Below are 25,077 nucleotides of genomic sequence, written 5' to 3'. Positions count from 1 at the left end.
GCGGATGGCACACGATCACGAAAAAGCGTTCCGCTACCGTATCCCGTGGCGCACAAAAAGCATGCACCTCGGCGACCATCGCGGCACCGAGCGCGGCCTGGGATTTGAGTACCGCGGCAACCTGCCGTTTGTCGAATATCCGGATGCCCGCCGCATGGACTTCCGGCAATCAGTGCGCGACCCTTTTGAGCAGGTTCAGGTCAAGCTGTTCAACCAGGACAACACAACGCCGGTGTATGCCGTGTGCGATTTATCGAGCTCCATGCAATACGGGAGCAACCCGCGCAAGCTGGATAGCGCGATTGCCATAGCCGAAAGCGTGGCTTACTCCGCCTGGCAAGCGGGCGATGTCTTCAGCCTGGTGAGCTATCACGACCAGGTGGATGAAGCCTACAGCCAGCCACTCTCGCATCACCTGGCATCGTCGCTCGACCTGCTGGCCGAGCTGCGCCAGTTTCGCCGCATGCAAATGGGCGCGCGCGGTGCACTGGAGGTATCGCAATACCTCAGCCAGCAACGCGGGCTGGTGTTCTGGATCTCGGATTTCCACATGCCGCTGCACCTGATTGAAGAAACCCTCAACTCGCTGTCGCGCCATCAACTGGTGCCCGTGGTGCTGTGGGATGAGGCCGAATTCAGCAAGCTGCCCAAATTCGGCATCGGCAATATGCTGGACCCGGAAACCGGCGCCATGCGCACCGTCTTCTTTCGCGATTATGTACGCAAGCAATTCATGGCGGCCTTCGCCCAGCGCAAAACCGCGCTGGAGCAACTGTTTCTGCAGTTCGACAGCCAACCGCTTTTTCTCTCTGAAAGCTTTACGCCGGATGTCATGACCCGGTACTTTGACCAATACGTGAGCTTATGAAAAATCGATTCCTTGCTTCCCTGCTACGCGGCCTTCTATTGGTGGCGCTGGCAACGCCCATGTGGGCAGCAGCGTCAGCGCCAACCCCCATCAATGCCGGTGACATCCGCATCGAAAACCCATCCCGCAATGTCGGGCTCACTATCGGCGATGTGCTGACACGCACCGTGTCCGTGGATCTGCCACCTGGCTTTCGCATTGCCAAAAGTGCGCTGCCGCAAAAGGGCAGCCAGCAGCAAGGCATAGAGCTGGTAGACGTGAGGCTGGAGGAAAAATCTTCAGGCAAGGGCATGCATTACACGCTGACCCTGCGTTACCAGATATTTGCCCATCGCACCCAACCCAGCGTGCTGCAACTCCCTGCAGAAACCATCGCCGCGACTGGCGACAAGCAGGCAGTGACCATTCCCGTGCCCGCCTGGCGTTTCTGGCTATCGCCACTGGCCGCCAGCACCATGGCTTCCGCCAAGGCCAATGTCATGCCTGAACTGCCGCCCGCGCCTATCGCCACTCAGGAGCACAAACTGCGCCTGTATGCCTGCCTCGGCCTGCTGGCGGCGGGTGTGCTTGGCTTGCTGTATATCAACGCCGAGCGCGCCTGGCTGCCGCTGATGGGCGGGCCATTTGCCCAGGCTTATCGCCGCCTGAAACGCCTGCCTGCCGCATCAACGCAAGCGGCCTATCTGCTGCTGCACCAGGCGTTTAACCGCACCTATGGCAGCAGCCTGTTCGCGGCAGATATCCCCGCCTTCATCGCGCAACATCCGCGGTTTGCCCCGCTGCAGGCAGACATTGAAGCCTTCTTCCAGGCATCGGCTGCGAGCCTGTTTGCCGGGCGGCAAAGCGAGACCGAGAACAAGGTCAAGGCTGACTTGCTCCACCTGTGCCGCCAGCTGCGCGACTGCGAGCGGAGGGCAAGATGACGTTTTTGCATCCGTGGAGCCTGCTCCTGCTGCCGCTGGCCCTGATCCCGTTCTGGCTCAAAAGCAGCCAGGGGCAGATGTATTCGTGGCTGGATATCGCACCTAAAGACACCTTGTCCGATATCGTGGACTGGACCATCAAGGCCGCGACCGCACTGCTGATTGTCTGCATCATCCTGGCGATTGCCGCCCCGCAGGGCTCCGAACGCCAGGTCGTGCGAGTAGGCAAGGGCGCCCAGACCGTGCTGGTGATTGACCGTAGCGTCAGCATGGATCACCCGTTTGCGGGTGATTCCACCAGTGGCCGCGTCGCCGAGATCAAATCTGCAGCTGCCCGCCGCCTGATTACCGGCTTTATTGATGCGCGGCCGGACGACATGATGGGTGTGGTGGCGTTCACCAACTCAGCCTTGTATGGCACCAAGATCACCGCCAATCGCAAGGCCATCCATGCCGCGATTGCCGCCGCCACCAGCGCCGGCATCAACCAGACCAACATCGGCGCAGGGGTGACCGAGGCCGTGGCCCTGTTTGACCAGATTCAGAGTTCAGGCTCGCGCGCCATCATTCTGTTGTCGGATGGGGCTGGCAAACTGAGCCCGCGCATCAAGAACAAAATTCGCGAGCAGGTGACGGCACGCGGCCTGAATCTCTACTGGATTGTGCTGCGCGAGCCCGACGACATCAGTATTTTTTCATCGGACCGGGTGTATGAAGAAGGCAATGAGCCACCCGCCATCGCCCTCGATCTGTTTTTCAAATCGCTGAAAATCAAATACAAGGCGTATGAGGCGCACAACCCCACCACCTTGCAGTCGGCGATTCAGGACATTGATGCCCGCGAGAAAAACATCATCCAGTACTCGGTCACCATTGCGGGCCGCGATTACTCCCGCATTTTTATTCTGGTAGCACTGGTCCTGGGACTGGCGCTGCTCATCACCCAACACTTGAGGGTTCCTGCATGGCAATCGGCTTGAAAACTAAAAACGCACTGCTGTCCGTCCTGGTGCTGACAGGCGTGATCGGCAGTGCCTATGAAGCAACGCAGCTGTGGCAGATTGAGCGCTTCAATACGGCACTGAAGCACAACGCCACCCTGCCTCTTGACCAGTATCCGCTGACCGAAAAATTCGCTGCCGCGTATCGGCAAGGTAATTCAGGCGAATACAAGCATGCCATCCAGACCTATGGACAATTGCTGGAAATGGCGCCGGATAACGAGATGCAAGCCAGAGTGCATTACAACGTCGGCAACAACCTGCTGCGGTTTGGCTTGAGCCGCCGTGTAAACGACGATGGCAGCCTGATCGAAGATGCGCGCTATGCCTTGATGCAGGCACGCGCCTCCTATGAGCAGGCATTGCGACTCAATCCCGCATTGCTACCGGCGCGTTTCAACCTCGACCTCTTGCTGTCCATTCTGCCAGCCAGGATGCAACAGTCAGAAAAAGAGCAGTCCGGCGTACAACTCAGCAACCTGCCGATAGGCTTGCCATGATGCGCCTGATCCATGCCCTGAAAGCCAACTATGCCACCGTGCTGTATGTGCTGGCACTGGCCCTCATGCTACTCGCCCTGTTCAAGCCGCAGATTCAGCTCAAGCAGGATGTACATAACTATCTGCTGATTGCCGATGTGTCGCAGAGCATGAATGCAGAAGACGCCATGCTGGCTGGCAAGCCGGTAAGCCGCATGGTCTATACCCGCCATCTGATGAAGCGCATTGTCGAGACATCGCCCTGTGGCACCTATTTCAGTGTGGGCGTGTTTGCTGCGGAAAACGTAGGCCTGCTCTTCATGCCACTGGAAGTATGCGCCAACTACGACATCATTACTGACACCATCAACCATCTGGACTGGCGCATGGCCTGGCGTGGCAACAGCCGCCTTAGCTTTGGCGTGAAGTCGGGCGAGACCGTGCTGGACTCATTGAACGCACCTGCGCAACTGGTGTTCTTTACCGATGGTGACGAAGCCCCCAAGGTCAATGCCATCAACAAGCTGGACCTGGGCGCGATGGATGGCAGCCACTGGTTATTTGTCGGCGTGGGCGGACATGAGCCGGTGCCTATTCCCCGATTCAATAGCGATAACAAATGGGTGGGATTCTGGCCGTCAGATGCCAAGGAATTCTCCGCCGGTGCGGTGGGCGTTACCTATAACGACACCTCCAAGGACGAACCCGATCCTATCGTGGCCTATGCCGAGTTTGACCGCTACCTCTCCCAGTTGGAAGACGGCTACCTCAAGGAACTGGCAGGCGAAATCAAGGCGAAGTACATCGAAGGCAAAGATGAAGCCGGGTTTTATGACTATATCCAGCAGCAGAAACCGGCCGCTGTATTTGTCACCGATTACAACATCCGCTGGCTGTATCTGGGCCTCGCCTTGCTACTGATTCTGGGCGTGTATACGCCAGCCCTGATGAAAACCTGGCTGCGCTATCGGCAAAGGCCAGGCCGTCCGGTTTCCTCACGATAGCTCAGGGGCCGCCTTTGCCAGCGACCCGATCTGCTCAACCTGCGGCAAGCCCTAGAACCCTTCCAGCACAATCTTGCCGCGCGCCAGCCCGGACTCAAGTAGCGCATGCGCGCGCCGCAGGTTTTCTGCCGTAATACGGCCGAAATTCTCCGCCACCGTCGTGCGTAGCACCCCGTTATCCACCAGAGATGCCACTTCACTCAGGATGTGATGCTGTGCCTGCATATCCGGGGTGGCAAACAGGGCACGGGTAAACATCAGCTCCCAGTGCAACGAAACGCTCTTGCGCTTGAGCTTGATCACATCCAGCGGCGTGGCCGGATCATCAATCAGCCCAAACTTTCCCTGTGGCGCGATCACTTCTGCAATCTGATCAAAGTAAGACTCGGTATGGGTAAGGCTCACCACATAATCCGGCGCAGGCAGGCCGATCTCCGCCAGTTGGGGAGCAAGCGGCGCATGATGGTCAATCACATGATGCGCGCCCAGCTGGCGTATCCAGGCCTGGCTTTCGGGGCGCGAAGCGGTCGCTATCACCGTCAGACCGGTCAAGCGGCGTGCCAGCTGTACCAGGATGGAACCAACGCCGCCTGCTGCGCCGATGACCAGTAGCGATTTGCCATAGCCCTGGCCGCCACGCTCGATTTGCAAGCGATCAAACAGCAGCTCCCACGCCGTGATACTGGTAAGTGGCAGGGAAGCGGCGGCGGCAAAATCCAGCGTCGCTGGCATGGAACCTACAATGCGCTCATCCACCAGTTGCAGCTCACTATTGCTGCCGGCCCGGTTAATCGCCCCGGCATACCAGACCGTGTCTCCAGGCTTGAACATACTCACCTCTGGCCCCACGGCGCGCACCACACCGGCCGCATCCCATCCCAGCACTTTCCATTCGCCCGCAGGTGGCTGCTGGCCGCGACGTATCTTGGTATCTACCGGATTCACGGCAATCGCCTTTACCTCGACCAGCAGATCGCGCCCGCTGGCAACGGGATCCGCCAGCGTTACGTCGACCAGCGACTCGGCCTGGCTGATGGGCAGCGAATGTTGATATGCAATGGCTTTCATGGTGGCTCTCTCTCATAAAAATGAATATGGCGCCAGTTTCATTGATTTGATCCAATTGATAAACTGGCAATGACTTGTTTGAGCTTCAATATTATTTTGAAAATAAAAAATCTGGCAGACCTCGAGCTTTTCATCACCACGGCCCAGTATGGCAGCATGTCTGCCGCTGCACGCAGCCTGGAGATTTCCCCGGCCGTGGCCAGTGCCGCACTCAAACGGCTGGAGAGCGAGCTGGGGGTATTACTGTTCGTACGCACCACGCGCAGCCTGCGGCTGACGGCTGAAGGCGAGCGCTTGCTCGCGCGCAGTCAGCCCCTGATCAATGAGTTGCGCGACTTGGCCGATGAACTGGTCGCCGGGCATAGCCTGATACGCGGTGAGCTCAGCCTGTCCTTGCCTTCTGATCTTGGGCGCAATGTCATACTGCCCTGGCTGGATGAATTTCAGCAGCAGCATCCAGACCTCCACTTGCGTGTGCAATTGTCAGACCGTATTGCCGATGTCATGCGCGAGCCGGTGGATGTCGCCATTCGCTACGGGCAGCCGCCTGATTCCAGCCAGGTGGCCTTGCCGCTGGTCACCGACAATCGGCGCGTGCTCTGCGCTGCGCCGCAATATCTGACAACGCATGGTACGCCCAGCAGCCCTGCCGAGCTGAGCCAGCACAACTGCCTGTGCTTTCGGGTAGGCGATGCCCTTTACAACCGTTGGCGCTTCACCCGCGATGGCGAAGTGCTGGACATCGATGTCCGCGGCAATCGCTCCGCGGATGACGCAGATGCCGTACGGCACTGGACAGTCTCCGGCTATGGCATCTGCTACCGCTCCTGGCTGGATGTGGGCCGCGACGTCAGCGCCGGGCGACTCAGCGTCATCTGCCCGCAATGGCAAGGAGAGTCCTTGCCGCTGAACCTGATTTGCCCCGATCGGCGCCAGCTATCACCCACCATACGCCTGTTGCGTGAACATTTGCAGCATCGCTTTGAGGCCTATGCCCTCCAGGCAAACACTTATCTTTATCGCTAAGCATCCTTGGCGCGAGCCTCTATACCCACCTTCATTTCGCGCAATTCTGCGTGGCTTTGCTGGCGTTTCTGACATTTTCTGCAGACAAGAGAATGTCACCAGGCAGCCGCATTCACCAACTAAACCATTCAATACAGATAGTTAACGAAGGTTAGCTCAGGCATTGCTGTCGGGCCCTTAACTTGCAAATGCATCATGTTAGGAATTTGTAAGCTTGCGTCTTTACCATCACGCAACTCCTTTACGCATTTGTTTAATGTTGACCGGGTGTATGCATAATCGTCGTTTTTCTTCCACGCATCTACTCATGATGCTGCTCGTGGCAGGCCTGCTGATCAAACTGATCAGCCTGGGCCTGTTTCCCTTGTTTGACTCCACGGAATCGCGCTACGCCGAAATCTGCCGCAAGATGTTTGAGCTGAATGACTGGATCACCCCCTGGTATGACTATGGGGTTCCATTCTGGGCCAAGCCGCCGCTTGCCTTCTGGCTGACTGCCGGCAGCTATCACCTCTTTGGGGTGAACGCCTTTGCCGCTCGCGTACCGCATTTTCTGCTGGGTGTGGCGATCCTCTGGGTGATCTGGGGCTGGCTCGGCCCGCGCCGGCCCGCAGAGCGTTTGTATGCCTGCGTAATACTCAGTGTCTCGGTGCTGTTCTTCATCTCCATGGGCGCCGTCATGACCGATATGGCGCTGGCGCTAAGCTGTATCCTGATGATGCGCGGCTTCTGGCAAGGCATGCATGGCCCGGAACAAAGCCGGGCAAAAGAGCGCTGGCTAGTCTTTATAGGCGCGGGCATAGGCCTGCTGGCAAAAGGACCTATCGCCTGTATCTTGACCGGCGTGCCTATTGTGCTGTGGTGTCTACTGGCGGGACGGTTGCAGGAAGCTCTGCGTAGCTTCCCTTGGGTGCGCGGCACCTTGCTGGCACTCGCCATGTCGCTGCCCTGGTATATCGCCGCCGAGCTGAAAACCCCAGGATTTATCGATTATTTCATTGTGGGTGAGCACTGGCATCGCTTTCTGACGCCGCACTGGCAGGGTGACCGCTACGGCCATGCCCATGCCTTTCCACACGGGGCCATCTGGATTTTTATACTGATCGGCACCCTGCCATGGTCATTGCTGCTGCCGCTCTTTATCGGTTGGAAAAAACCGCTGGCGCTGCGCGATATCCACAACAAAGCCCGTCTGCGGCAATGGTATTTTCTGATCTGGGGTTTGAGCCCGGGGATTTTCTTCACAGCGGCCGCCAACATCATCTGGACCTATGCCCTGCCTGGCCTGGCAGGACTTGCCATGCTGGCGGCAAGCTGGCTTGCGCGGCGCGGACCAGCCCGGCGCGTAGTACTCATACTGGCAGCGGGCATGCTGATTGTGGTGGTTGGCTGGTCAGCCTATCTGGCACACGAATATGAGGATGGCTGGGGCAGCCTCAGCACCACGCGCAATCTGGTCTGGCAATATCAGAAAGAAAAACAGCCCGGCGAACCGCTGGTTGGCTACCCTTTCCTGGATTATTCCACCGAGTTTTATACCCAAGGTAAAGCCATCAAGGCGGCTACCGAGCCTGAGCTTGAGGCGGCCATGCAACGTGGCCACGCCTATGTCGCCATGCACAAAACACCATATAAAAACTTGCCAGACTCATTCAAGCAGCGGCTGCATGTGGTCGCCACGCATGGTGATTATTTGCTGCTCAAGAATTAAGCAGCATGTCCGCTCGCCGAGCTGGCCGGCCTTAGCCCGCAGCCGCTTCGGCCAGCTGCGTCGTTGACAGACTGCTTGCCAGCCAGGCGACAAAGTCCTGCTGCGGCAATGGGCGCGAGATGAAATAGCCCTGGCCCAGATCGCAGCCCAGTGCGGCGAGCAGATGCAATTGCTGCTCCGTTTCTATGCCTTCGGCAATCACCTGGTAGCCCAACTCATGCGCCATGGTGATAATGGCCTTGCATAGTGCCTGGTTCTTGCTCGAGGTAGTGAGGTTGATAATGAAGGAACGATCAATCTTGAGGTAATCGATTTCATACGAGCTCAAATAGGACAGGGAGGAATAGCCGGTCCCAAAATCATCCAGCGAAATGCTCATGCCGGTATCGCGGATTTTCTTGATGCGCGCATTGACCTCCTGGCTTTGCTGCAGGAGCAGGCCTTCAGTAATTTCCACCGATATCGCCTTGCCGGGCAGGTCCAGAGTTGTCAGGAATGCGGCCCAATCCAGCTTGCCCACCGTGAGGAACTGCATAGGCGATTTGTTGACGCTGATCTGGAAATCCGGCGCATAACTTCCACGCAAGGCCTTGGCGAACATGGCCGCCTCTTTAAACACCCAATCGCCTATCGCATTGATCAGGCCGGTAGATTCCGCCAGTGGAATAAATTCCGCCGGGCTGACATAGCCGCGCTCAGGATGTTTCCAGCGCACCAGCGCCTCGGCCTTGACGGTCTCGCGTGTATCCAGCCTGAAAATGGGCTGGTAAAACACCTCGAATGCCTGCTCTTCAACGGCAAAACGCAGCTCGGTCGTCAGCTTGGAACGTTTGAGCGCCTCTTCTTCCAGCTCATGAGAGTAAAACGCATATTGTCCGCGCGCCGTGCTCTTGGCGAGATATAGCGCCTGATCAGCATATTTCATCAATACATTGGGCGAGAGGGTGTGCTGCGGATACAAGGCAATGCCGATACTGGCGGCACAAAACACCACCTCAGACAGCAACTCGTAACTCTGACCGAGCACCCGCAGCACATTGGTGGCCGTATTCTCAAGCTCAGCGAGGCTGGCCGCCGTGGTGACGATAATGAATTCATCGCCCCCCTCACGCGCCACGATATCCGCTGGCAACACCGCGGCCTGAATGCGGCTCGCCGCCTCCATCAGCAGCATATCGCCATAGATATGCCCCAGGGCGTCGTTCACATCCTTGAAGTTATCAAGATCCACAATCATCAGCGCAACCATGTTGTTGGCGCCATGATCGCCATGGATGCGCTCGCTCAACAGCTGATTCAGGAGGTGTTTGTTCGGCAGGCCGGTCAGCGCATCAAAATTGGCTTGTTGCCAGATCAGGCGCTCGCTTTGTTTGCGAGCCGTGATGTCGGTGTTGGTGCCTATCATGCGGCGGGGACCTTCTTGGTCCTTGCCTGCCATGATCATGCCTTTGGAGAGTATCCAGCACCACTCATTGGTCTTGGTCAGCAAGCGGTATTCGCAGATCAGGCTTTGCGCTTCGCCTGATTTCACGGCATCAATCAGTGTCTTGAAATTTGCAAGGTCAGCCGGATGCACGCGCGACAACCAATCCTGGCAATCGTCGCCGATGTCTTGCTCGTCGTAACCCAGCATGGTTTTCCACTGCGTGCTGAAGGTCACGCGGTTACTGCCCAGATCCCAATCCCACACGCCATGACCCGCACCATCCAGCGCAAATTTCCAGCGCGCATTGCTCGCCGCCAGCGCCTGATTCTGCAACGCCATGGCCAACCAGCGGGCGGCGGTATCCGCCATTGCTCGCAGGCTGGTTTGCTGGTGCAGGGCCAATTGCCTGGGTTCGGGATGCAACAGGAACAGCCAGCCCAGGCAGGCCTGGTTGGCATCGCGCAAGTGGCTGGCGGCAAAAAACCGGATAGAGGGGTTTGCCTGCGCAGCAAATACCGGCGCAAACGCCGGGTTAAGCTGTGTATCCTCCACCAGCATATGGTCAGGCAGCTGCTGGGCCAGCTGACAAAAAAGCGACGCCTGCTCGCGCAAGTGCGCGCTGACATTCGCGGGCGCATGCACCACCACATGTCCCTGCCCCGTCACCAGCACAGCCGCCATCATCTCAAACTGAAGGCAAAGCGCGGTCAGCAGGCTGTCTATGCCTTGCTCCAGCGGCGCTTGTGCTTCAATCTCGTTAGTGGGCAGTGTCATGCTGATGCTTCTTCATTCCTGTCAAAAGTTAACGATGCATGGCTCCATAGTTCTGGATTTCGGCGGCAATCGCATCCAGCGAGATGCTCTTGTTGACCCCGCCCAGCTTCACGGCCTCCTTGGGCATGCCATACACCACACAGCTGCGCTCATCCTGGGCTACGGTCGTCGCCCCCACCTCATGCATTTCTTTCATGCCCTGGGCGCCATCATCTCCCATGCCAGTCATGATGATGCCGAGAGCGTTTTTACCGGCAGACTGCGCCACCGAACGGAACAGCACATTGACCGAGGGTTTATGACGACTAACGGGCGGCCCATCAATTACGTCGACAAAATACTGCGCGCCACTGCGTTTCAGCACCATATGCTTGCCGCCTGGAGCGATCAGCGCACGGCCCATCACCACGCGGTCACCTTTGGCCGCTTCTTTTACTTCAATGGCACAGAGCTGGTTAAGGCGGGCGGCAAACGCCGCCGTAAAGTTTTCCGGCATATGCTGCACAATCACAATACCCGGACATACCCGGGGCAGCGCCGTCAGCACGCGCTCCAGCGCTTGAGTACCTCCGGTGGAGGTGCCAATGGCGACAATCTTTTCGGTCGTCTGCGCCATGGCAGCGGGCTTGGGTGCCAGCACCGCATCCGCCGTCAGTTTGGCCGGTGTTTTCAGCACAGGCTGAGGGTCATGATGCAGAATCTTGCGCACATTGGCCTTGGCCGCAGCCTTGATATGCTGCACCAGATCATCCGCCGACTCGGTCATAAAGGATTTCAAGCCGGCCTTGGGTTTGGTAATAATGCTGACCGCGCCGGCTGCCAGGGCCTCCATGGTGGTCTCAGCCCCTTTTTCGGTCAGCGTCGAACAGATAATGACCGGTGTGGGGCGCTGCGCCATGATTTTTTTCAGGAACGTAATGCCATCCATGCGCGGCATTTCCACATCCAGAATGATCACATCCGGCCATTCCTTCTGCATTTTCTCAATGGCAAAAATGGGGTCGGAAGCCGCCCCGATAATCTCCACCTCTTTTGAAGCTTCAAGATAGCTCGTCAGCACTTGCCGCACGACGGCCGAATCATCCACGATCATGACTTTTATTTTATTCATTATTGAATCCCGGTTAAGGATGTACCCCTACATTTTCACGTGCCGCATCCAGACATGGCCGCTCCACACGTCGAACGAAATATTGCGATGACCCGAGCCACCCAGGTGACTGGCCTTGCAACGAAACCCATGCTTTTTAAGAATGCTCTCCACCGCCTGTATGTTTTTGCAACCTATGGTCTTGCTGAATTCCTTGGCGGTTTTCGGGAACATATTGCCGCCGCCAAAAATCTTGACGTGGTAGTTCTTGTCGAACGCCTTGAATTTCTTCATTTCCTCAAACATCATCGCGATCGCATCATCCGCATACCGCCCATCCAGTTTATGCACTGAAGGTATATCCAGCTTGGGTGGCATCATGATATGCGTCATGCCCCCCAACAGCTTTTCCGGGTGCCAGAACACCACCGAGACGCAGGAACCCAGCACCGTGCGAATGCGCGTGTGGCGATCACCAAAATACAATTCGCCTGGCTGCAAAAAAATATCAATGACGAAAGGTGGCTTTTCCGGCTTTACCACCATCGTTATAACGGCCTTTGATAAATCGAAGGTTGCACAATCTGAAACTTTTCACTGATGCCATTCAGGCTTTCCGAATGGCTGATAAACAGGTAGCCACCTGGCTTCAACAGGGTATACATGCGATCCAGCAAGGCCCGCTTGGTATCGTTATCAAAATAAATCATCACATTGCGCAGAAAAATCATGTCGAGCTCCCCCAGCTTGGGCAGCGGATGCATCAGGTTGATATGCTGAAAACGCATCTGGCGCCGTAATTCCTTGGAAATCAGCACCACGCCATCCTGACTGCCTGTCCCTTTCAGACAATATTTCACCAGGTAGTTTCGCGGAATATCCTCAATCACATCCTGCGGATAGCGGCCACGGGTCGCCGTTTCCAGCACGCGCGTGCTGACGTCGGAAGCGATGATCTCCCAGAGCGTGCTCTGCAAATGCTCGGCCAGCACCATGGCCAGCGTGTAGGGCTCCTCGCCACTGGAGCAGGCTGCGCTCCACACGCGGAATATCTTGGTTTTATTGTGCTTGGGCAGCACCTTGTCCCGGATAAAATCAAAGTGCTTGGGCTCGCGGAAAAAGTAGGTCTCGTTGGTGGTCAGAAAGTCGACCACCACCTGCTGCTCCGCCTCATTGCCTTTTTGGTGGATGAACTCGTAGTACTGCTTGAACGTATTGAAGTTGTAATACTTGAGACGTTTCGCCAGGCGACCGCTCACCAGCGACTGCTTGTTATCGCTAAGACTGATGCCCACTTGCCCGTAAATAAACTTCTTGAAAAGCTGAAATTCCGGCTGCGTAATGGAGCGTATATCCATCCTAACCTCCATTGAATCGATGCGGGCCAGGCATCAGCATCATGCCCGGCCTGCCATCGAAGATTTTTAATTCAAAACCAGCTCCGCCAACTCATCGGCAGATAACACCTGGTTCACATTCAGGATAATCACAAACTTATCATTCACCTTGCCCATGCCATCAATAAAGTCCGTCCGCACTTGCGTCCCGAACGAGGGCACAGGCTCGATCTGGCCGTTGGCAATTTCCAGCACTTCATTCACGGCATCCACCAGCACGCCGATGACCTGCTGTGCCCCGGCGCGATCCACCTCCAGAATCACAATGCAGGTCCTGCGCGAGATGGCCGCTTCCTCCCGGTCAAAGCGCGCGGCGAGATCAATCACCGGCACCGCCGCTCCGCGCAGGTTGATCACCCCACGGATAAACGATGGCATCTGTGGCACGCTGGTGAGATTGCCATACTCAATGATCTCCTTGATCCGGAGAATATTGATGGCAAAAATCTCGGCCCCCAGCATGAAGGTCAGGTACTGCCTGTCATCGTTGTTATCGCTCAGCGGCTGCAGCTGCTGGCCCCGGCTAGCCGGGACCAGGCCAGGCGCGCGAACTGTTTCATGCGTCATTGTCTGCGTCATCATGGCCCCTTAGAACTTCACAAACTCGGCATCCTCGGTTTCATCAAATGAAAAGGAGGTTTCGGCATTTGCCGATTTTTTAACGAGTTGAGGCTTGGGATGTCGCTTGGCAGCTGTCCGGATGCCGCTATCGGATTGGCCTATATTGAAAAAGCCGATGAGCTCCTGCAGTTGCTCGGCCTGCCCGCTCATTTCCTCGGCGGTGGCTGCCAGCTCTTCGCTGCCACTGGCGTTCTGCTGCGTGATCTGACTCATCTGGTTCATCGCCACATTGATCTGCGAGGCCCCCGTACTTTGCTCCTCGCTGGCAGCCGTAATCTCCTGCACCAGATCACTGGTCTTGTTGATATTGGGCACCATTTCTTCCAGCAGCTTGCCCGCTTTTTCGGCCGTACCGACGCTGTTCTCAGCCAGTTCGCCGATTTCCTGCGCGGCCACCTGGCTGCGCTCTGCCAGCTTGCGCACCTCAGCGGCCACCACGGCAAATCCCTTGCCATGTTCGCCAGCGCGCGCCGCTTCAATCGCCGCATTCAGCGCCAGCAGATTGGTCTGATAGGCAATGTCATCAATGATGCTGATCTTGTTAGCAATGCTCTTCATCGCCGCCACGGTCTGCACCACTGCCGCGCCGCCTTCATTAGCGTCCGCCGTCGCCTTGGCCGAGATGCTCTCGGTCACCTTGGCATTTTCCGTATTCTGATTGATTGAAGCACTCATCTGCTCAACCGATGCGCTGGTTTCTTCCACGCTGGCGGCCTGCTCATTGGTCGCCTGCGACAGGCTTTGCGCCGTGGAGCTCACCTGATCCGCAGCACTGGCAATGCCATCTGCCGAATTGCGCACCTCAGCCACTACCTGCGAGATCTTTTCGATGGTGTTGTTGACCGTTTGCTTGAAGTCTTCCAGCTGGCCTTTGTACTGGCCTTTTACCTTGACGGTCAGGTCCCCCTGTTCCATCGCCTGCAACACAGACACCGCCTCGTTGACCGGCAGAATGATGTTGTCCAGCGTGGTATTGATGCCTTGCACGATGGTGTTGTATTCGCCCTTGTGCTTGGAAGCATCTGCACGGTAATCCAGCTGCCCCTCGGCGGCGGCCCCGATCAGCTCGCGCGTATCGGCAGACACGGCTTTCAGGTTGCGGCGTACTTGCTCAATGGTGTCGTTGATAAAGGCTTTCTTGCCTGGCAGCTGCTCCATGGGCGCTTCAAAGTTACCTTCGCCAAACTCCTTGATGACCGCCATGGCTTTTTTCTTCACGGCAATATGGCCAGCCACCATGGAGTTGACCCCGGTGGCCATGGTTTTGAAGTCACCCTGCAGCTTGTCGACATTCATCATGACATCAATGTCGCCGGCATCATGCTCTTGCGACATATGATTCATGTCGGCAATAAAGCCTTTCAGATTGCCGCGCATTTTTTCAATAGTGTCGTTGATGAAGGCTTTCTTGCCGGGAAGCTGTTCCAGGTAAGCATCAAAGTTACCTTCACCAAAAGCCTGCACGACCGCCATGGCTTTTTTCTTCACCGCAATATGCCCAGCCACCATGGTGTTGACCCCAGCCGCCATGGCGCGGAAATCGCCCTGGAATTTTTCCGTGTTTATCATGACGTCGATATCCCCGGCGTCGTGCTCTTTCGACATGTGGTTCATGTCGGCAATCAAGCCTTTGAGATTGCCGCGCATCTTTTCGATGGTCTCATTGATAAAGGCTTTCTTGCCGGGCAAGGGCTCCATCGGCGCATCAAAATTGCCTTCACCGAAGGCCTTGATCACGGCCATGGCTTTTTTCTTCACCGCAATATGTCCGCCGACCATGGTGTTGACGCCAGCGGCCATGGTGCGGAAATCGCCCTGGAATTTTTCCGTGTTCATCATGACGTCGATATCACCAGCGTCGTGCTCTTTCGACATGTGACTCATGTCGGCAATAAAGCCTTTCAGGTTGCTGCGCATCTTTTCAATGGTCTCATTGATAAAGGCTTTCTTGCCTGGCAGCTGTTCCATCGGCGCATCAAAATTGCCTTCACCGAAGGCCTTGACCACGGCCATGGCCTTTTTCTTCACCGCAATATGTCCACCGACCATGGTATTGACCCCGGCCGCCATGATCCTGAAATCGCCCTGGAAGCGATCAGTATTCATCATGACGTCGATATCACCCGCATCGTGCTCCTTAGACATGTGGTTCATGTCCTGCACAAAAGAGGCGAGATCCTTTTTCTGCTGGTCCAGACTGACCTGCAATCGCTTCAGGCTTTCCATGACCGGACTCAGTGCATCACGCTCCGCGTCATGAATCTGTATCACGGTGTTGCCCTGTTGCAATTGATTCAGTGCATGCACCACCTCATCAATGCGCTCTTGTTTGACTCTTATGCCTAGAAAACCCATGATCAATACCTCGAATTAGAAAATCACTGCAAAATCCACTCCATAAGTTAGTTGCAAGCCATTTGCAAACGCTCATGCCGACGCATGCCACTCCACACTGCCATTACAATTGAAAAACCACACTACACCTGCACCAGCTCCGCCATTTCATCCACGGACAAGACCTGGTTTACATTGAGGATGATCACAAACTTCTGATCCACCTTGCCCATGCCATTGATGAAGTCAGTGCGTATCTTGGCCCCGAACGACGGCACTGGCTCAATCTGATCGCTGGCAATTTCCAGCACTTCATTCACGGCATCCACCATCACGCCGATGACCTGCTGCACCTCTTCGTGCTCCACTTCAATGATCACGATGCAGGTTTTGCGTGACAGCTTGGCCTCACCTTTTTCAAAACGCGCAGCCAGATCAATCACCGGCACCACGGCCCCTCGCAGGTTGATCACCCCGCGGATAAACGAGGGCATCTTGGGCACAATGGTGAGATTGCCGTATTCGATAATCTCCTTGATGCTGAGGATATTGATGGCAAAGATCTCTGCCCCCAGCATGAACGTCAGGTACTGCTGATCGTCACCTTGTCCATCCAGCAAGATGCTGCCCGGCACCACGCTCCGGCCTTGCGCTACCTCATTGACCATCGCATTCATGATAGCCCCTTAGAACTTCACAAATTCAGCGTCGTCGGCATCCTCTAAACTCGATGTCACAGGCTCGGAGGGCGGGGTATAAGCCGCTGCCTTGGGCTTGGCCGCTTTCTTGGTGCTGACGCGCTTGGATGAGGAGTCACTGTTCGAGATGCTGAAAAAGCCGATGAGCTCCTGCAGTTGCTCGGCCTGACCGCTCATTTCCTCGGCAGTGGCAGCCAGCTCTTCGCTGCCGCTGGCGTTCTGCTGCGTGATCTGACTCATCTGGTTCATGGCGACATTGATCTGCGATGCACCACTGCTTTGCTCCTGGCTGGCGGCGGTAATTTCCTGCACCAGATCACTAGTCTTGTTGATGTTGGGCACCATTTCTTCCAGCAGCTTGCCGGCTTTTTCCGCGGTACCGACGCTACTTTCCGCCAGCTCGCCAATTTCCTGCGCGGCCACCTGGCTGCGCTCGGCCAGCTTGCGCACTTCGGCGGCCACCACGGCAAAGCCCTTGCCATGTTCGCCAGCGCGGGCGGCTTCAATAGCAGCGTTCAATGCCAGCAGATTGGTCTGGTAGGCAATGTCATCGATGATGCTGATCTTGTTAGCGATGCTCTTCATGGCAGCGACTGTCTGCAATACAGCAGCGCCACCTTCATTGGCATCTGCGGCCGCTTTGGCCGAGATGCCTTCGGTCACCTTGGCGTTTTCGGTGTTCTGGTTGATGGAAGCACTCATCTGCTCAACGGATGCACTGGTTTCTTCCACACTCGCCGCTTGCTCGTTGGTGGCTTGCGACAGGCTCTGTGCCGTGGAGCTCACCTGCTCGGAAGCGCTGGCGATGCCGTCCGCCGAGTTGCGCACTTCTGCCACCACCTGCGAGATTTTTTCGATGGTGTTGTTGACCGTTTGCTTGAAGTCTTCCAGCTGACCTTTGTAATGGCCATCCACGGTCTTGGTGAGGTCACCTTTTTCCATGGCCTGCAGTACCGAAATCGCCTCGTTCAAAGGCACAATGATATTGTCCAGCGTGGTGTTGATGCCTTGTACGATGGTGTGGTACTCGCCCTTGTGCTTGGAAGCATCGGCACGGTAATCCAGCTTGCCCTCGGCAGCAGCGCCAATCAGCTGACGGGTATCGGCAGACACGGCTTTCAGATTGCGGCGCACCTGCTCAATGGTCTGGTTGATAAACACCTTTTTGCCAGGCAATTGTTCCATCGGCGCTTCAAAGTTACCCTCGCCAAATTCCTTGAATACCGCCATGGCCTTCTTGTTCATGGCAATGTGGCCGCCCACCATGGCATTCACGCCACTCGCCATGGTCCTGAAATCACCCTGGAATTTATCTGTTCCCATCGTCACGTCAATATCACCGGCATCGTGCTCATGCGACATGTGATTCATGTCGGCAATAAACCCTTTCAGGCTTTCCAGCATGGTTTTCATGGCACCCTGCAACTGGCCGATTTCATCCTGGCTGGTAACGGCAACATCACTGGAAAGATCGCCGCGGGCAATGGCTTCCGCTACGGATACGGATTTATTGAGGCCGGTGACGACACCTTTGGTGATTATGAAGCCAATCACCACCATCAGAATCAGGATAGTGACCGCCACGATGTTGGACATGACCTTGGCACTGCTCTTGGCTGCAAGAGCCGCTTCTGCCCCTTTGGTAGCAATCTCAATGTTGTATTCCATCTGGGCGATCAGGCTGGTGGAGACCTTTTCGGCGTTGGGCACATTGGCATTCAGGGCATCGCGTGCGCCTTCCTGGTTATGCTGGCGGGACAGCTCAACGGCTTTTTCCAGCCCTGGCAAATAGTCGTTCAGCGCCTTGATGTTTTCTTCCAGCATGTCGCGGTCTTTGTCATCGGCGATCATGCCTTCCTTCTCGTACTTCTTGAATTCCTTGAAAATAGTGTCACGCGCTTCTTTGATCTTGGTTTCGATCTCGGCCATCTTGGCATCGTCGGTCATCAAGGCATGCCGATACGCTCGGGCGCGCAGGTAACCGAAATTTTCGTTGGCGCGGCTCAGCGTCACGATGCTGGGAATACTGTTGACGTTGGAGACATTGGTTGCGTCAAAAACGTAATCCATCCGGTTCTGGCCCAGCCAAGCCAGACTGATTAGTCCGATCAAGGCCACGATTACCAACAAACTCATTTTTTTCGCAACGGTCATTCTCATTTTCAATCTCCAACCCATAAATTTAGATGTATAAAATATGCTCAGAACATTCCTGTGCCCGCTTAAAAGTTGACATTCAACACCCCTGACAAGGTATGGTTCATACGGTCATCCGTCGACGTGCGGATGTACTGGTTCAGATAGCCCCACTCGGTCTTGACGCTGGCAGACAAATCATGGGATATGCCCAGGAAAAGCCGGTTTTGATCAAAGCCACTGCGTGCGCCCCAATCGGTATGATTGGTATTGAAAAACACCTCATCCCAGACCACGACGCCCCATCTCTCGGATAAGGGGTGGGTCATGCGCAGCATTTGCCGCAGCCGGTAGCCGGTATCTTCAAACTGCTCCACCCGCCGCTCTTCCAGACGCAGGCGAGCCGACAACGAGGTTGAGCCGATAGGCTCGAATGCATAGAGCAACTGCTGCCACAGGCGATGCTCATCGCGTATATCGCCACTCACCAGGTAGTTGCGGATATAGCCATAACCCAACCAGGCACTGAGGTTTTTGGATACCTTGTAATTGATGGCGGGGCGCAGCAGCAGGCTATCAATGTGCTCGGCATTCTCACGAAAGCGCGGCTGGATTTCGGCATACCAGCGCCAGCCATCGGCAGGCAGCTTGCCCTGCAGGGTCAGGTTGAGCCACAAGCGATTGTCCTCATCTGTCCCGGCGGCAGCCAGGCTGGCAAAGCCCAGGCTAGCGATGAGCAACAGCGATGGCAGGACAAAGCGCGGCGACATCATGCTAGGCCTGCACCAGCTCAGCCATCTCATCCACCGACAAGACCTGGTTGACATTGAGGATGATCACAAACTTCTGGTCGACCTTGCCCATGCCCTCGATGAAGTCGGTGCGTATCTTGGTACCAAACGAAGGCACAGGCTCAATCTGGTCAGCCGCGATCTCCAGCACTTCATTCACGGCATCCACCAGCACGCCGATGACCTGCTGCACCTCCTCATGCTGCACCTCGATGATCACAATGCAGGTTCTTCTCGAGATCACAGCCTCGGGCCGGTCAAAGCGGGCGGCGAGATCAATCACCGGCACCACCGAGCCCCGCAGGTTGATCACGCCACGGATAAACGACGGCATCTTGGGCACGATGGTGAGATTGCCGTACTCGATGATCTCCTTGATGCTGAGGATGTTGATGGCAAATACCTCAGCTCCCAGCATAAAGGTCAGATACTGCTGCTGATCTTCAAGCAGCGGCCCGCTGGGGACCACGCTTTGCCCTTTTGTCAGTTCTTGCTTGACCATATCCGTCATGATGGACTCCTCAGAATTTCACAAACTCGGCGTCCTCGGAATCATCAAAGTGACTTGATCCATGCGAGACGGGGGCGGTATTTGTTTTAGTCCTGACGGTTTTCTTTACCGGTGCGGGGGCGCGCTGAAACGCAACGTTGCTGTCCTTGATCACGAAGAAGCTGATCAACTGTTGCAACTGTTCAGCCTGGCCGCTCATTTCTTCGGCAGTCGCGGCCAACTCTTCACTGCTGCTGGCGTTCTGCTGCGTGATCTGGCTCATCTGGTTCATCGCCACATTGATCTGCGATGCGCCGCTGCTTTGCTCTTGGCTGGCAGCGGTGATTTCCTGCACCAGGTCACTGGTCTTGTTGATGTTGGGCACCATTTCTTCCAGCAATTTGCCGGCTTTTTCGGCAGTGCCTACGCTGTTGGATGCCAGCTCGCCGATTTCCTGCGCGGCCACCTGGCTGCGCTCGGCCAGCTTGCGCACTTCGGCGGCCACCACGGCAAAGCCCTTGCCGTGCTCGCCAGCGCGGGCGGCTTCAATCGCGGCATTCAGAGCCAGCAGGTTGGTCTGGTAAGCAATGTCATCGATGATGCTGATCTTGTTGGCAATGCTCTTCATGGCTTCCACGGTTTGCACCACGGCAGTACCACCTTCGTTGGCATCGGTAGAGGCTTTGGCGGAGATACCTTCGGTGACTTTGGCGTTTTCGGTGTTCTGGTTGATGGAAGCACTCATTTGCTCAACCGATGCGCTGGTTTCTTCCACACTGGCAGCCTGCTCATTGGTGGCTTGCGACAGGCTTTGTGCCGTGGAGCTGACCTGCTCGGAGGCGCTGGCAATCCCATCTGCGGCGCTTCTCACTTCACCTACAATGGCGGAGAGCTTGTCGGTCATGCTTTTCATGGCCAGCATCAGGCTGCCGGTGTCGCCTTCCTTGACGGGTACATCCACGGTCAAATCGCCCTCGGCAATCTTGGAGGCGATCTGTGCGGCCGTGACAGGCTCACCACCCAGCTGTTTCAGCAGGGTTTTCGCCATTACCCAGCTCAGAACAGAAATGACGGCAATGGCAATAATGGAAATGAGGACAGACGAAAACACCGCGGATTTCTGGGCAGCTAGAGCTTCAGCACTTCTCTTGTTGCCAAGATCCACGTTGTACTGGAAGTGGTCGTTGATCACGGCCGCCAGCTTTTCCGCCAGCGGAATGTTTTTTGTCACCAGGTCGCGTGCTTTCTCATTCTGGTTGGCGCGGGAAGTCGCAATGATTTCATCCACCTGCGCCTCGTACTCAGTCAGCAACAGACGCTCCTGCTCAAGAAAAGCGGCATCTTTGTCATCTGCCACATACTCTTCATATTTTTTTATAGCCGCCGCAGCACCATCGCGATTGCCTTTGATGATGCTTTCGATTTCAGGCATGGCAGCAGGGTCTGTGTTCAGAATGTGGCGATTCATGCCGATGCGGATACGCAAGTAGTTTTTGCGCAGATCATCCAGCGTGACGATGCTGGGTACCGTATTGATGTTGCCGTAGTTGGCCGCTTCAAACACTTTTTCAATCTGGAAATACCCCATTCCAGCAAGTGATAGCAGCCCAATCAAGGCTGTAATAACAAGAGTTAATAAACGTTGTGCGACGGTCATGGCATTCCCCTTCTTTGTCTTGCTTAATTAAAAACGCGTATTCATTTAACGCTGATCACTTCCCTGACTTGCTGCTGCTTTCCCCTAAAGCTTGTATATCCACGTTACCCAAAACTTCTCCACATCGCGTTTTCTGGAGGTGTCACCGGCACTGACGCCATAGATGTCACCTTCATAAAACTTGGCCAGCTCGACTTTGAAACTGGACTGCGCGCTCTGGTTATAGGTGACGCCCACATCCCATTCATGGCCGTATAAAGAACCGCGCCGGCCATTGGTCGTAGCAAAGGATGTGTCAGATTCAAAGTAGTGCAACTCGGAGGTAATCAGGAACTGCGCCACCTTCTGGCTGAAGGTAAGGTAGCGATCAATCAGCCCCTGCCTGGGCGTGGTCGTAAACACATCTGCCCAGCCCTGGAAAGGATGCAAGGTAGCCAGCGGCGTTTGAAATCCATACACACCATCGTTGGACGACAGGGTTTCCTGGTCAAAACGCAGGCTGGTCTGGTGAAGTCTGGCGCCGAGGCCAGCCCGGGCATAGTGCGCCTGAATCCGGCTGTCGCCATCCTTGTAGGCAGACTGGTCCGCGTATTCGGCGGTGTAAAGCAGGCTCAGCTCTTTGTCGATGGGAAACTCACCATCCAGTCGCAGGCCATAGTCCTTGTGGGAGTGGTCGGCATTGAGCCCCAGGCCTGTGTTGCGGTTTTGCCCCAGATTCTGGGCATCCAGGAAATACCCATATGCCGTAATGGCATTGAGCGGATCCCACTGGTAGGTGGCATGCAGAATATTGATATCGACATCGCGCTTGATGGTGGTGACTTGTCTGACCGAATCCAGGTGTGCGGTATACAGTGTCAGCTTGTCTATGCTTTTGTTGGTCGCTGAAAATCCATCGAAGGTCTGCGAGGCCTGGCGGAATTCAACATTGCCAAAGAACCGTACATTGTCCAGTTGCACCAGCTGACGCCCCGCCTTGATAGAGGTCGAGGGCAGCCCCAGATATTCCAGATAGAGCTGATTGATATCGGTGATATCCGGGTCGCCCACCGTGGGATAAGTCGAGCTCACCGGAACACGCCGGCTGTTGTCATAAAAATCATGGTTAAACTGCGTGACGTTGATCAGCTGCGCGGTCACCGAGACATCATGGAATGGCTTGGTGCGCCAACCGATCAGGCTGCGCAGGGTGTAGGCATTGGCATTGTCCTGCTTGCCCTCCTGGTCCACATGTTCATAACGCGCCCTGAACTGTGTGAGGGAGGTGCCTTCGCGCAATGCGTCGGTGAAGCTGCTGGCGTTTTCCTCGGCAAACACCGGCATGCACAATCCGCCAAAGCAGGCTGTGGCGATCAGGCGTTTAATCAGATGGGAAGGACGCAGGCTCATCATGCCTCCATCGACTTGTAGGTCTTTTCGCTGATGATGCCTTGCAGCATTCTGGGAATATCCAGTATCAGCGCCACTTCACCAGTACCCAGAATGGTAAAGCCGCCAATGCCACGGATGTTCGAGAACACGCGTCCAAGCGGCTTGATCACGGTCTGGAATTCGCCGATCAGGGTGTCCACGACCAGCCCGGCTTTCTGATTGCCATTTTGTACCACGACGATGTTCTGGCGTTTTACCGGCGCGCCGGTAAGCTCAAAATGGTCTTTCAGGTTGATATAGGGCAGCACTTCCCCGCGCAGGTTGATGAAATCATGGCTGAGCGTATCGCCGCTTTCACGCTCGTTGAGCTCTATGCATTCCACCACCATATCCAACGGGACGACGTAGACATTGTTGGCGGTTTGCACCAGGAAACCATCGATGATGGCCAGCGTCAGCGGCAGGCGGATGGTCATGGTGGTGCCGTTACCCTCTTGCGAGGCGATTTCAATCGCGCCACGCAGCTCCTGGATATTACGGCGCACCACATCCATGCCTACACCGCGGCCCGACAGGTTGCTGACGGCATCGGCGGTGGAAAAGCCTGGCTCGAATATCAGGTTGTAAATTTCATTGTCACTCAGCACCTGGTCAGGTTTGATCAGGTTTTTCTCAACGGCTTTGTTGAAAATGCGCTGTTTGTTGAGACCGCCGCCATCATCACTGACTTGAATGATGATATTGCCGGAGTCGTGATAGGCATTTAATTTCAAAGTGCCATACGAAGGCTTGCCACGGCTGAGGCGCACCTCTGCGGGTTCAATGCCATGGTCCATGGAATTACGCACCAGGTGAGTCAGCGGATCGGCAATTTTCTCGACCACGGTTTTGTCGAGTTCGGTTTCTTCACCGCTGATTTCCAGGCGGATTTCCTTGCCCAGTTCGGCCGATACATCGCGCACCACGCGCTTGAATTTATTAAAGGTCGCGGCGATCTGCACCATCCGTAAGGACAAGGCAGAGTCACGTACGGTTTCCACCAGGCGTGAAATGGTGGAGGTCGCTTCCAGCAGCTCTGGCAGCCCTTGTTTCTGCGCAATCAGGCTGGCGCCGGCATTGGCAATGATGAGCTCGCCCACCATATTGATCAGCTGGTCCAGCTTGTTGGCATCCACGCGAATCAGGCTGGCTTCTGCCGTTTTCACGTCCTTGACGGCTTTTTGCTTGTCGAGGGCGGCAGCCACTACCACCGGCTGCACCACATTCTGTTCGATCAGCACTTCGCCGATCGGCTTGGCTTGATCAGGGGACTCGACCTGTCGCTGGCTGGCAAGACCATCTTCCAGCTCCTGGCGGGTGAGGGTGCCGCATTTGATCAGCAACTCGCCCAGACGCATATCGTCGGCGGGCATGCTTTGTATCAGTTCTATGTATTCGGAGATCTTGCTGCGCGGTGGCAGGATATGGATCAGGCTGCCTTCGCGCACGAAATCAAATACGCTTTCAATCTCGGCTTTGTCGGCGTTGGAGCTGAAGCTGATCTCGAAACCGAGATAGCAGGTTTCAGGGTCCATGGCATCCAGCGGCGGCAGGGTGTCAGTGAGGGTGATGATGCTGACCACTTTGCCCAGAGTGCCCAGATAGCGAATGAAGGACAGGGGGTCCATGCCATTGCGCAAGACATCCTGATTGAAGCGCAGCGAGAGGTGCCAGTTATCGGTTTCTACCGGCGTGCCGCCTTCGGATTCGTAAGGGGCTTCATGTTCCACCGGCAGGGTGGAGGCACTGGGCGGCGGGGTATCACTGAGGTAGATGGAGAGGCCGGCCTGCAGGATGGCAGAGCCTTCCAGCAGATCGTTATCGGGTTCCTTGAGCTGTTCCAGATAGCTCACCAGCAGGCCAATGTGGTCGCACACCTGCAGCATGAGGGCAACCAGTGGCGGGTCCAGCGGGATTTCGTTATTGCGTACCTTGTCCAGCACGCTTTCGGCCACATGGACAAAAGACACGATGTGGTCGAGACCAAATAACCCGGCAGAGCCCTTGATAGTGTGAGCCGCGCGAAAAATGGCGTTGATCGCTTCTTCGCTGGCCGGGGCTTCTTCTGCCGACAACAAGGCAGCTTCCATGCTTTCAAGCAGCTCGCGACATTCAATGATGAATGTCTGCATTGCGTCATCTAAACTCATTACAACCCCCAAAAACTATCGTT

General features: G+C 55.9%; 21 protein-coding genes. 7 read left to right on the top strand and 14 right to left on the bottom strand.

The features are described from left to right. The first annotated feature begins 4 nt into the window (after window positions 1-4). Genes ACWWD9_RS01090 through ACWWD9_RS01070 form a run of 5 tightly spaced genes read left to right on the top strand, consistent with a single transcriptional unit; the run spans window position 5 to window position 4,275 of the window. Entirely contained in the window at window positions 5-868 is an 864-nt protein-coding gene (locus tag ACWWD9_RS01090; protein WP_013443395.1) for a DUF58 domain-containing protein, read from the top strand. After that, a complete protein-coding gene (locus tag ACWWD9_RS01085; protein WP_455867449.1) occupies window positions 865-1,791 on the top strand; it encodes a nonribosomal peptide synthetase MxaA in 927 nt (308 codons plus the stop codon). The genes ACWWD9_RS01090 and ACWWD9_RS01085 overlap by 4 nt, the downstream gene beginning before the upstream one ends. Next, window positions 1,788-2,771 carry a VWA domain-containing protein gene (locus tag ACWWD9_RS01080; protein WP_013443397.1) on the top strand — a complete coding sequence of 328 codons (984 nt, stop codon included), beginning with the start codon at window positions 1,788-1,790 and terminating at the stop codon, window positions 2,769-2,771. Before ACWWD9_RS01085 ends, ACWWD9_RS01080 begins: the two co-directional genes overlap by 4 nt. Next, window positions 2,768-3,292 (top strand): hypothetical protein, encoded by a 525-nt coding sequence (locus tag ACWWD9_RS01075; RefSeq protein WP_455867448.1) that lies wholly within the window; start codon window positions 2,768-2,770, stop codon window positions 3,290-3,292. Before ACWWD9_RS01080 ends, ACWWD9_RS01075 begins: the two co-directional genes overlap by 4 nt. Beyond that, window positions 3,289-4,275: a vWA domain-containing protein gene (locus ACWWD9_RS01070; protein ID WP_455867447.1), complete on the top strand. Its 987-nt coding sequence runs from the start codon at window positions 3,289-3,291 to the stop codon at window positions 4,273-4,275. Before ACWWD9_RS01075 ends, ACWWD9_RS01070 begins: the two co-directional genes overlap by 4 nt. A 51-nt stretch (window positions 4,276-4,326) precedes the next feature. On the opposite strand, the gene ACWWD9_RS01065 is transcribed toward ACWWD9_RS01070, so the two are convergent. Beyond that, window positions 4,327-5,343 carry a zinc-binding alcohol dehydrogenase family protein gene (locus ACWWD9_RS01065; protein WP_455867446.1) on the bottom strand — a complete coding sequence of 339 codons (1,017 nt, stop codon included), beginning with the start codon at window positions 5,341-5,343 and terminating at the stop codon, window positions 4,327-4,329. Between the two features lie 96 nt (window positions 5,344-5,439). Between ACWWD9_RS01065 and ACWWD9_RS01060 the strand changes: the two genes are divergently transcribed. Then, window positions 5,440-6,369, top strand: a complete 930-nt coding sequence (locus ACWWD9_RS01060) for a LysR substrate-binding domain-containing protein (RefSeq protein WP_455867445.1) — start codon at window positions 5,440-5,442, stop codon at window positions 6,367-6,369. 307 nt (window positions 6,370-6,676) lie between these two features. Continuing rightward, window positions 6,677-8,080: an ArnT family glycosyltransferase gene (locus ACWWD9_RS01055; protein ID WP_455867444.1), complete on the top strand. Its 1,404-nt coding sequence runs from the start codon at window positions 6,677-6,679 to the stop codon at window positions 8,078-8,080. 31 nt (window positions 8,081-8,111) lie between these two features. On the opposite strand, the gene ACWWD9_RS01050 is transcribed toward ACWWD9_RS01055, so the two are convergent. The 13 genes from ACWWD9_RS01050 to ACWWD9_RS00990 form a co-directional block, all read right to left on the bottom strand. Beyond that, window positions 8,112-10,280, bottom strand: coding sequence for a putative bifunctional diguanylate cyclase/phosphodiesterase (locus ACWWD9_RS01050; RefSeq protein WP_455867443.1), 2,169 nt, complete (start codon window positions 10,278-10,280; stop codon window positions 8,112-8,114). 28 nt (window positions 10,281-10,308) lie between these two features. Further along, entirely contained in the window at window positions 10,309-11,391 is a 1,083-nt protein-coding gene (locus tag ACWWD9_RS01045) for a protein-glutamate methylesterase/protein-glutamine glutaminase (RefSeq protein ID WP_013443405.1), read from the bottom strand. Between the two features lie 27 nt (window positions 11,392-11,418). Beyond that, window positions 11,419-11,916: a chemotaxis protein CheD gene (locus ACWWD9_RS01040; RefSeq protein ID WP_013443406.1), complete on the bottom strand. Its 498-nt coding sequence runs from the start codon at window positions 11,914-11,916 to the stop codon at window positions 11,419-11,421. A gap of 2 nt (window positions 11,917-11,918) precedes the next feature. Further along, a complete protein-coding gene (locus ACWWD9_RS01035; RefSeq protein WP_013443407.1) occupies window positions 11,919-12,728 on the bottom strand; it encodes a CheR family methyltransferase in 810 nt (269 codons plus the stop codon). A gap of 66 nt (window positions 12,729-12,794) precedes the next feature. Then, a complete protein-coding gene (locus ACWWD9_RS01030) occupies window positions 12,795-13,346 on the bottom strand; it encodes a chemotaxis protein CheW (RefSeq protein ID WP_013443408.1) in 552 nt (183 codons plus the stop codon). A gap of 9 nt (window positions 13,347-13,355) precedes the next feature. Beyond that, window positions 13,356-15,614 carry a methyl-accepting chemotaxis protein gene (locus tag ACWWD9_RS01025; protein WP_455868124.1) on the bottom strand — a complete coding sequence of 753 codons (2,259 nt, stop codon included), beginning with the start codon at window positions 15,612-15,614 and terminating at the stop codon, window positions 13,356-13,358. Window positions 15,615-15,865: 251 nt separating this feature from the next. Further along, the gene (locus ACWWD9_RS01020) at window positions 15,866-16,399 is read right to left on the bottom strand and encodes a chemotaxis protein CheW (protein ID WP_455867442.1); all 534 of its coding nucleotides are present in this window, start codon (window positions 16,397-16,399) and stop codon (window positions 15,866-15,868) included. Window positions 16,400-16,408: 9 nt separating this feature from the next. Beyond that, a complete protein-coding gene (locus ACWWD9_RS01015; RefSeq protein WP_455867441.1) occupies window positions 16,409-18,580 on the bottom strand; it encodes a HAMP domain-containing methyl-accepting chemotaxis protein in 2,172 nt (723 codons plus the stop codon). A gap of 62 nt (window positions 18,581-18,642) precedes the next feature. Further along, window positions 18,643-19,329, bottom strand: coding sequence for a DUF2490 domain-containing protein (locus ACWWD9_RS01010; RefSeq protein WP_455867440.1), 687 nt, complete (start codon window positions 19,327-19,329; stop codon window positions 18,643-18,645). Window position 19,330: 1 nt separating this feature from the next. Continuing rightward, on the bottom strand, window positions 19,331-19,858 hold the full coding sequence (locus ACWWD9_RS01005) for a chemotaxis protein CheW (RefSeq protein WP_455867439.1): 528 nt from the start codon (window positions 19,856-19,858) through the stop codon (window positions 19,331-19,333). Window positions 19,859-19,868: 10 nt separating this feature from the next. Further along, window positions 19,869-21,494, bottom strand: a complete 1,626-nt coding sequence (locus tag ACWWD9_RS01000) for a methyl-accepting chemotaxis protein (protein ID WP_455867438.1) — start codon at window positions 21,492-21,494, stop codon at window positions 19,869-19,871. 84 nt (window positions 21,495-21,578) lie between these two features. Beyond that, window positions 21,579-22,886, bottom strand: coding sequence for an alginate export family protein (locus tag ACWWD9_RS00995; protein ID WP_455867437.1), 1,308 nt, complete (start codon window positions 22,884-22,886; stop codon window positions 21,579-21,581). Then, window positions 22,883-25,054 carry a chemotaxis protein CheA gene (locus tag ACWWD9_RS00990; RefSeq protein ID WP_455867436.1) on the bottom strand — a complete coding sequence of 724 codons (2,172 nt, stop codon included), beginning with the start codon at window positions 25,052-25,054 and terminating at the stop codon, window positions 22,883-22,885. Before ACWWD9_RS00990 ends, ACWWD9_RS00995 begins: the two co-directional genes overlap by 4 nt. Window positions 25,055-25,077 lie beyond the last annotated feature (23 nt).

The sequence above is a fragment of the Methylovorus sp. SPW-M1 genome, from assembly GCF_053848825.1.
Note: the sequence above shows the minus strand (reverse complement) of the source record. Positions and strands in the feature narration are given on the sequence as shown.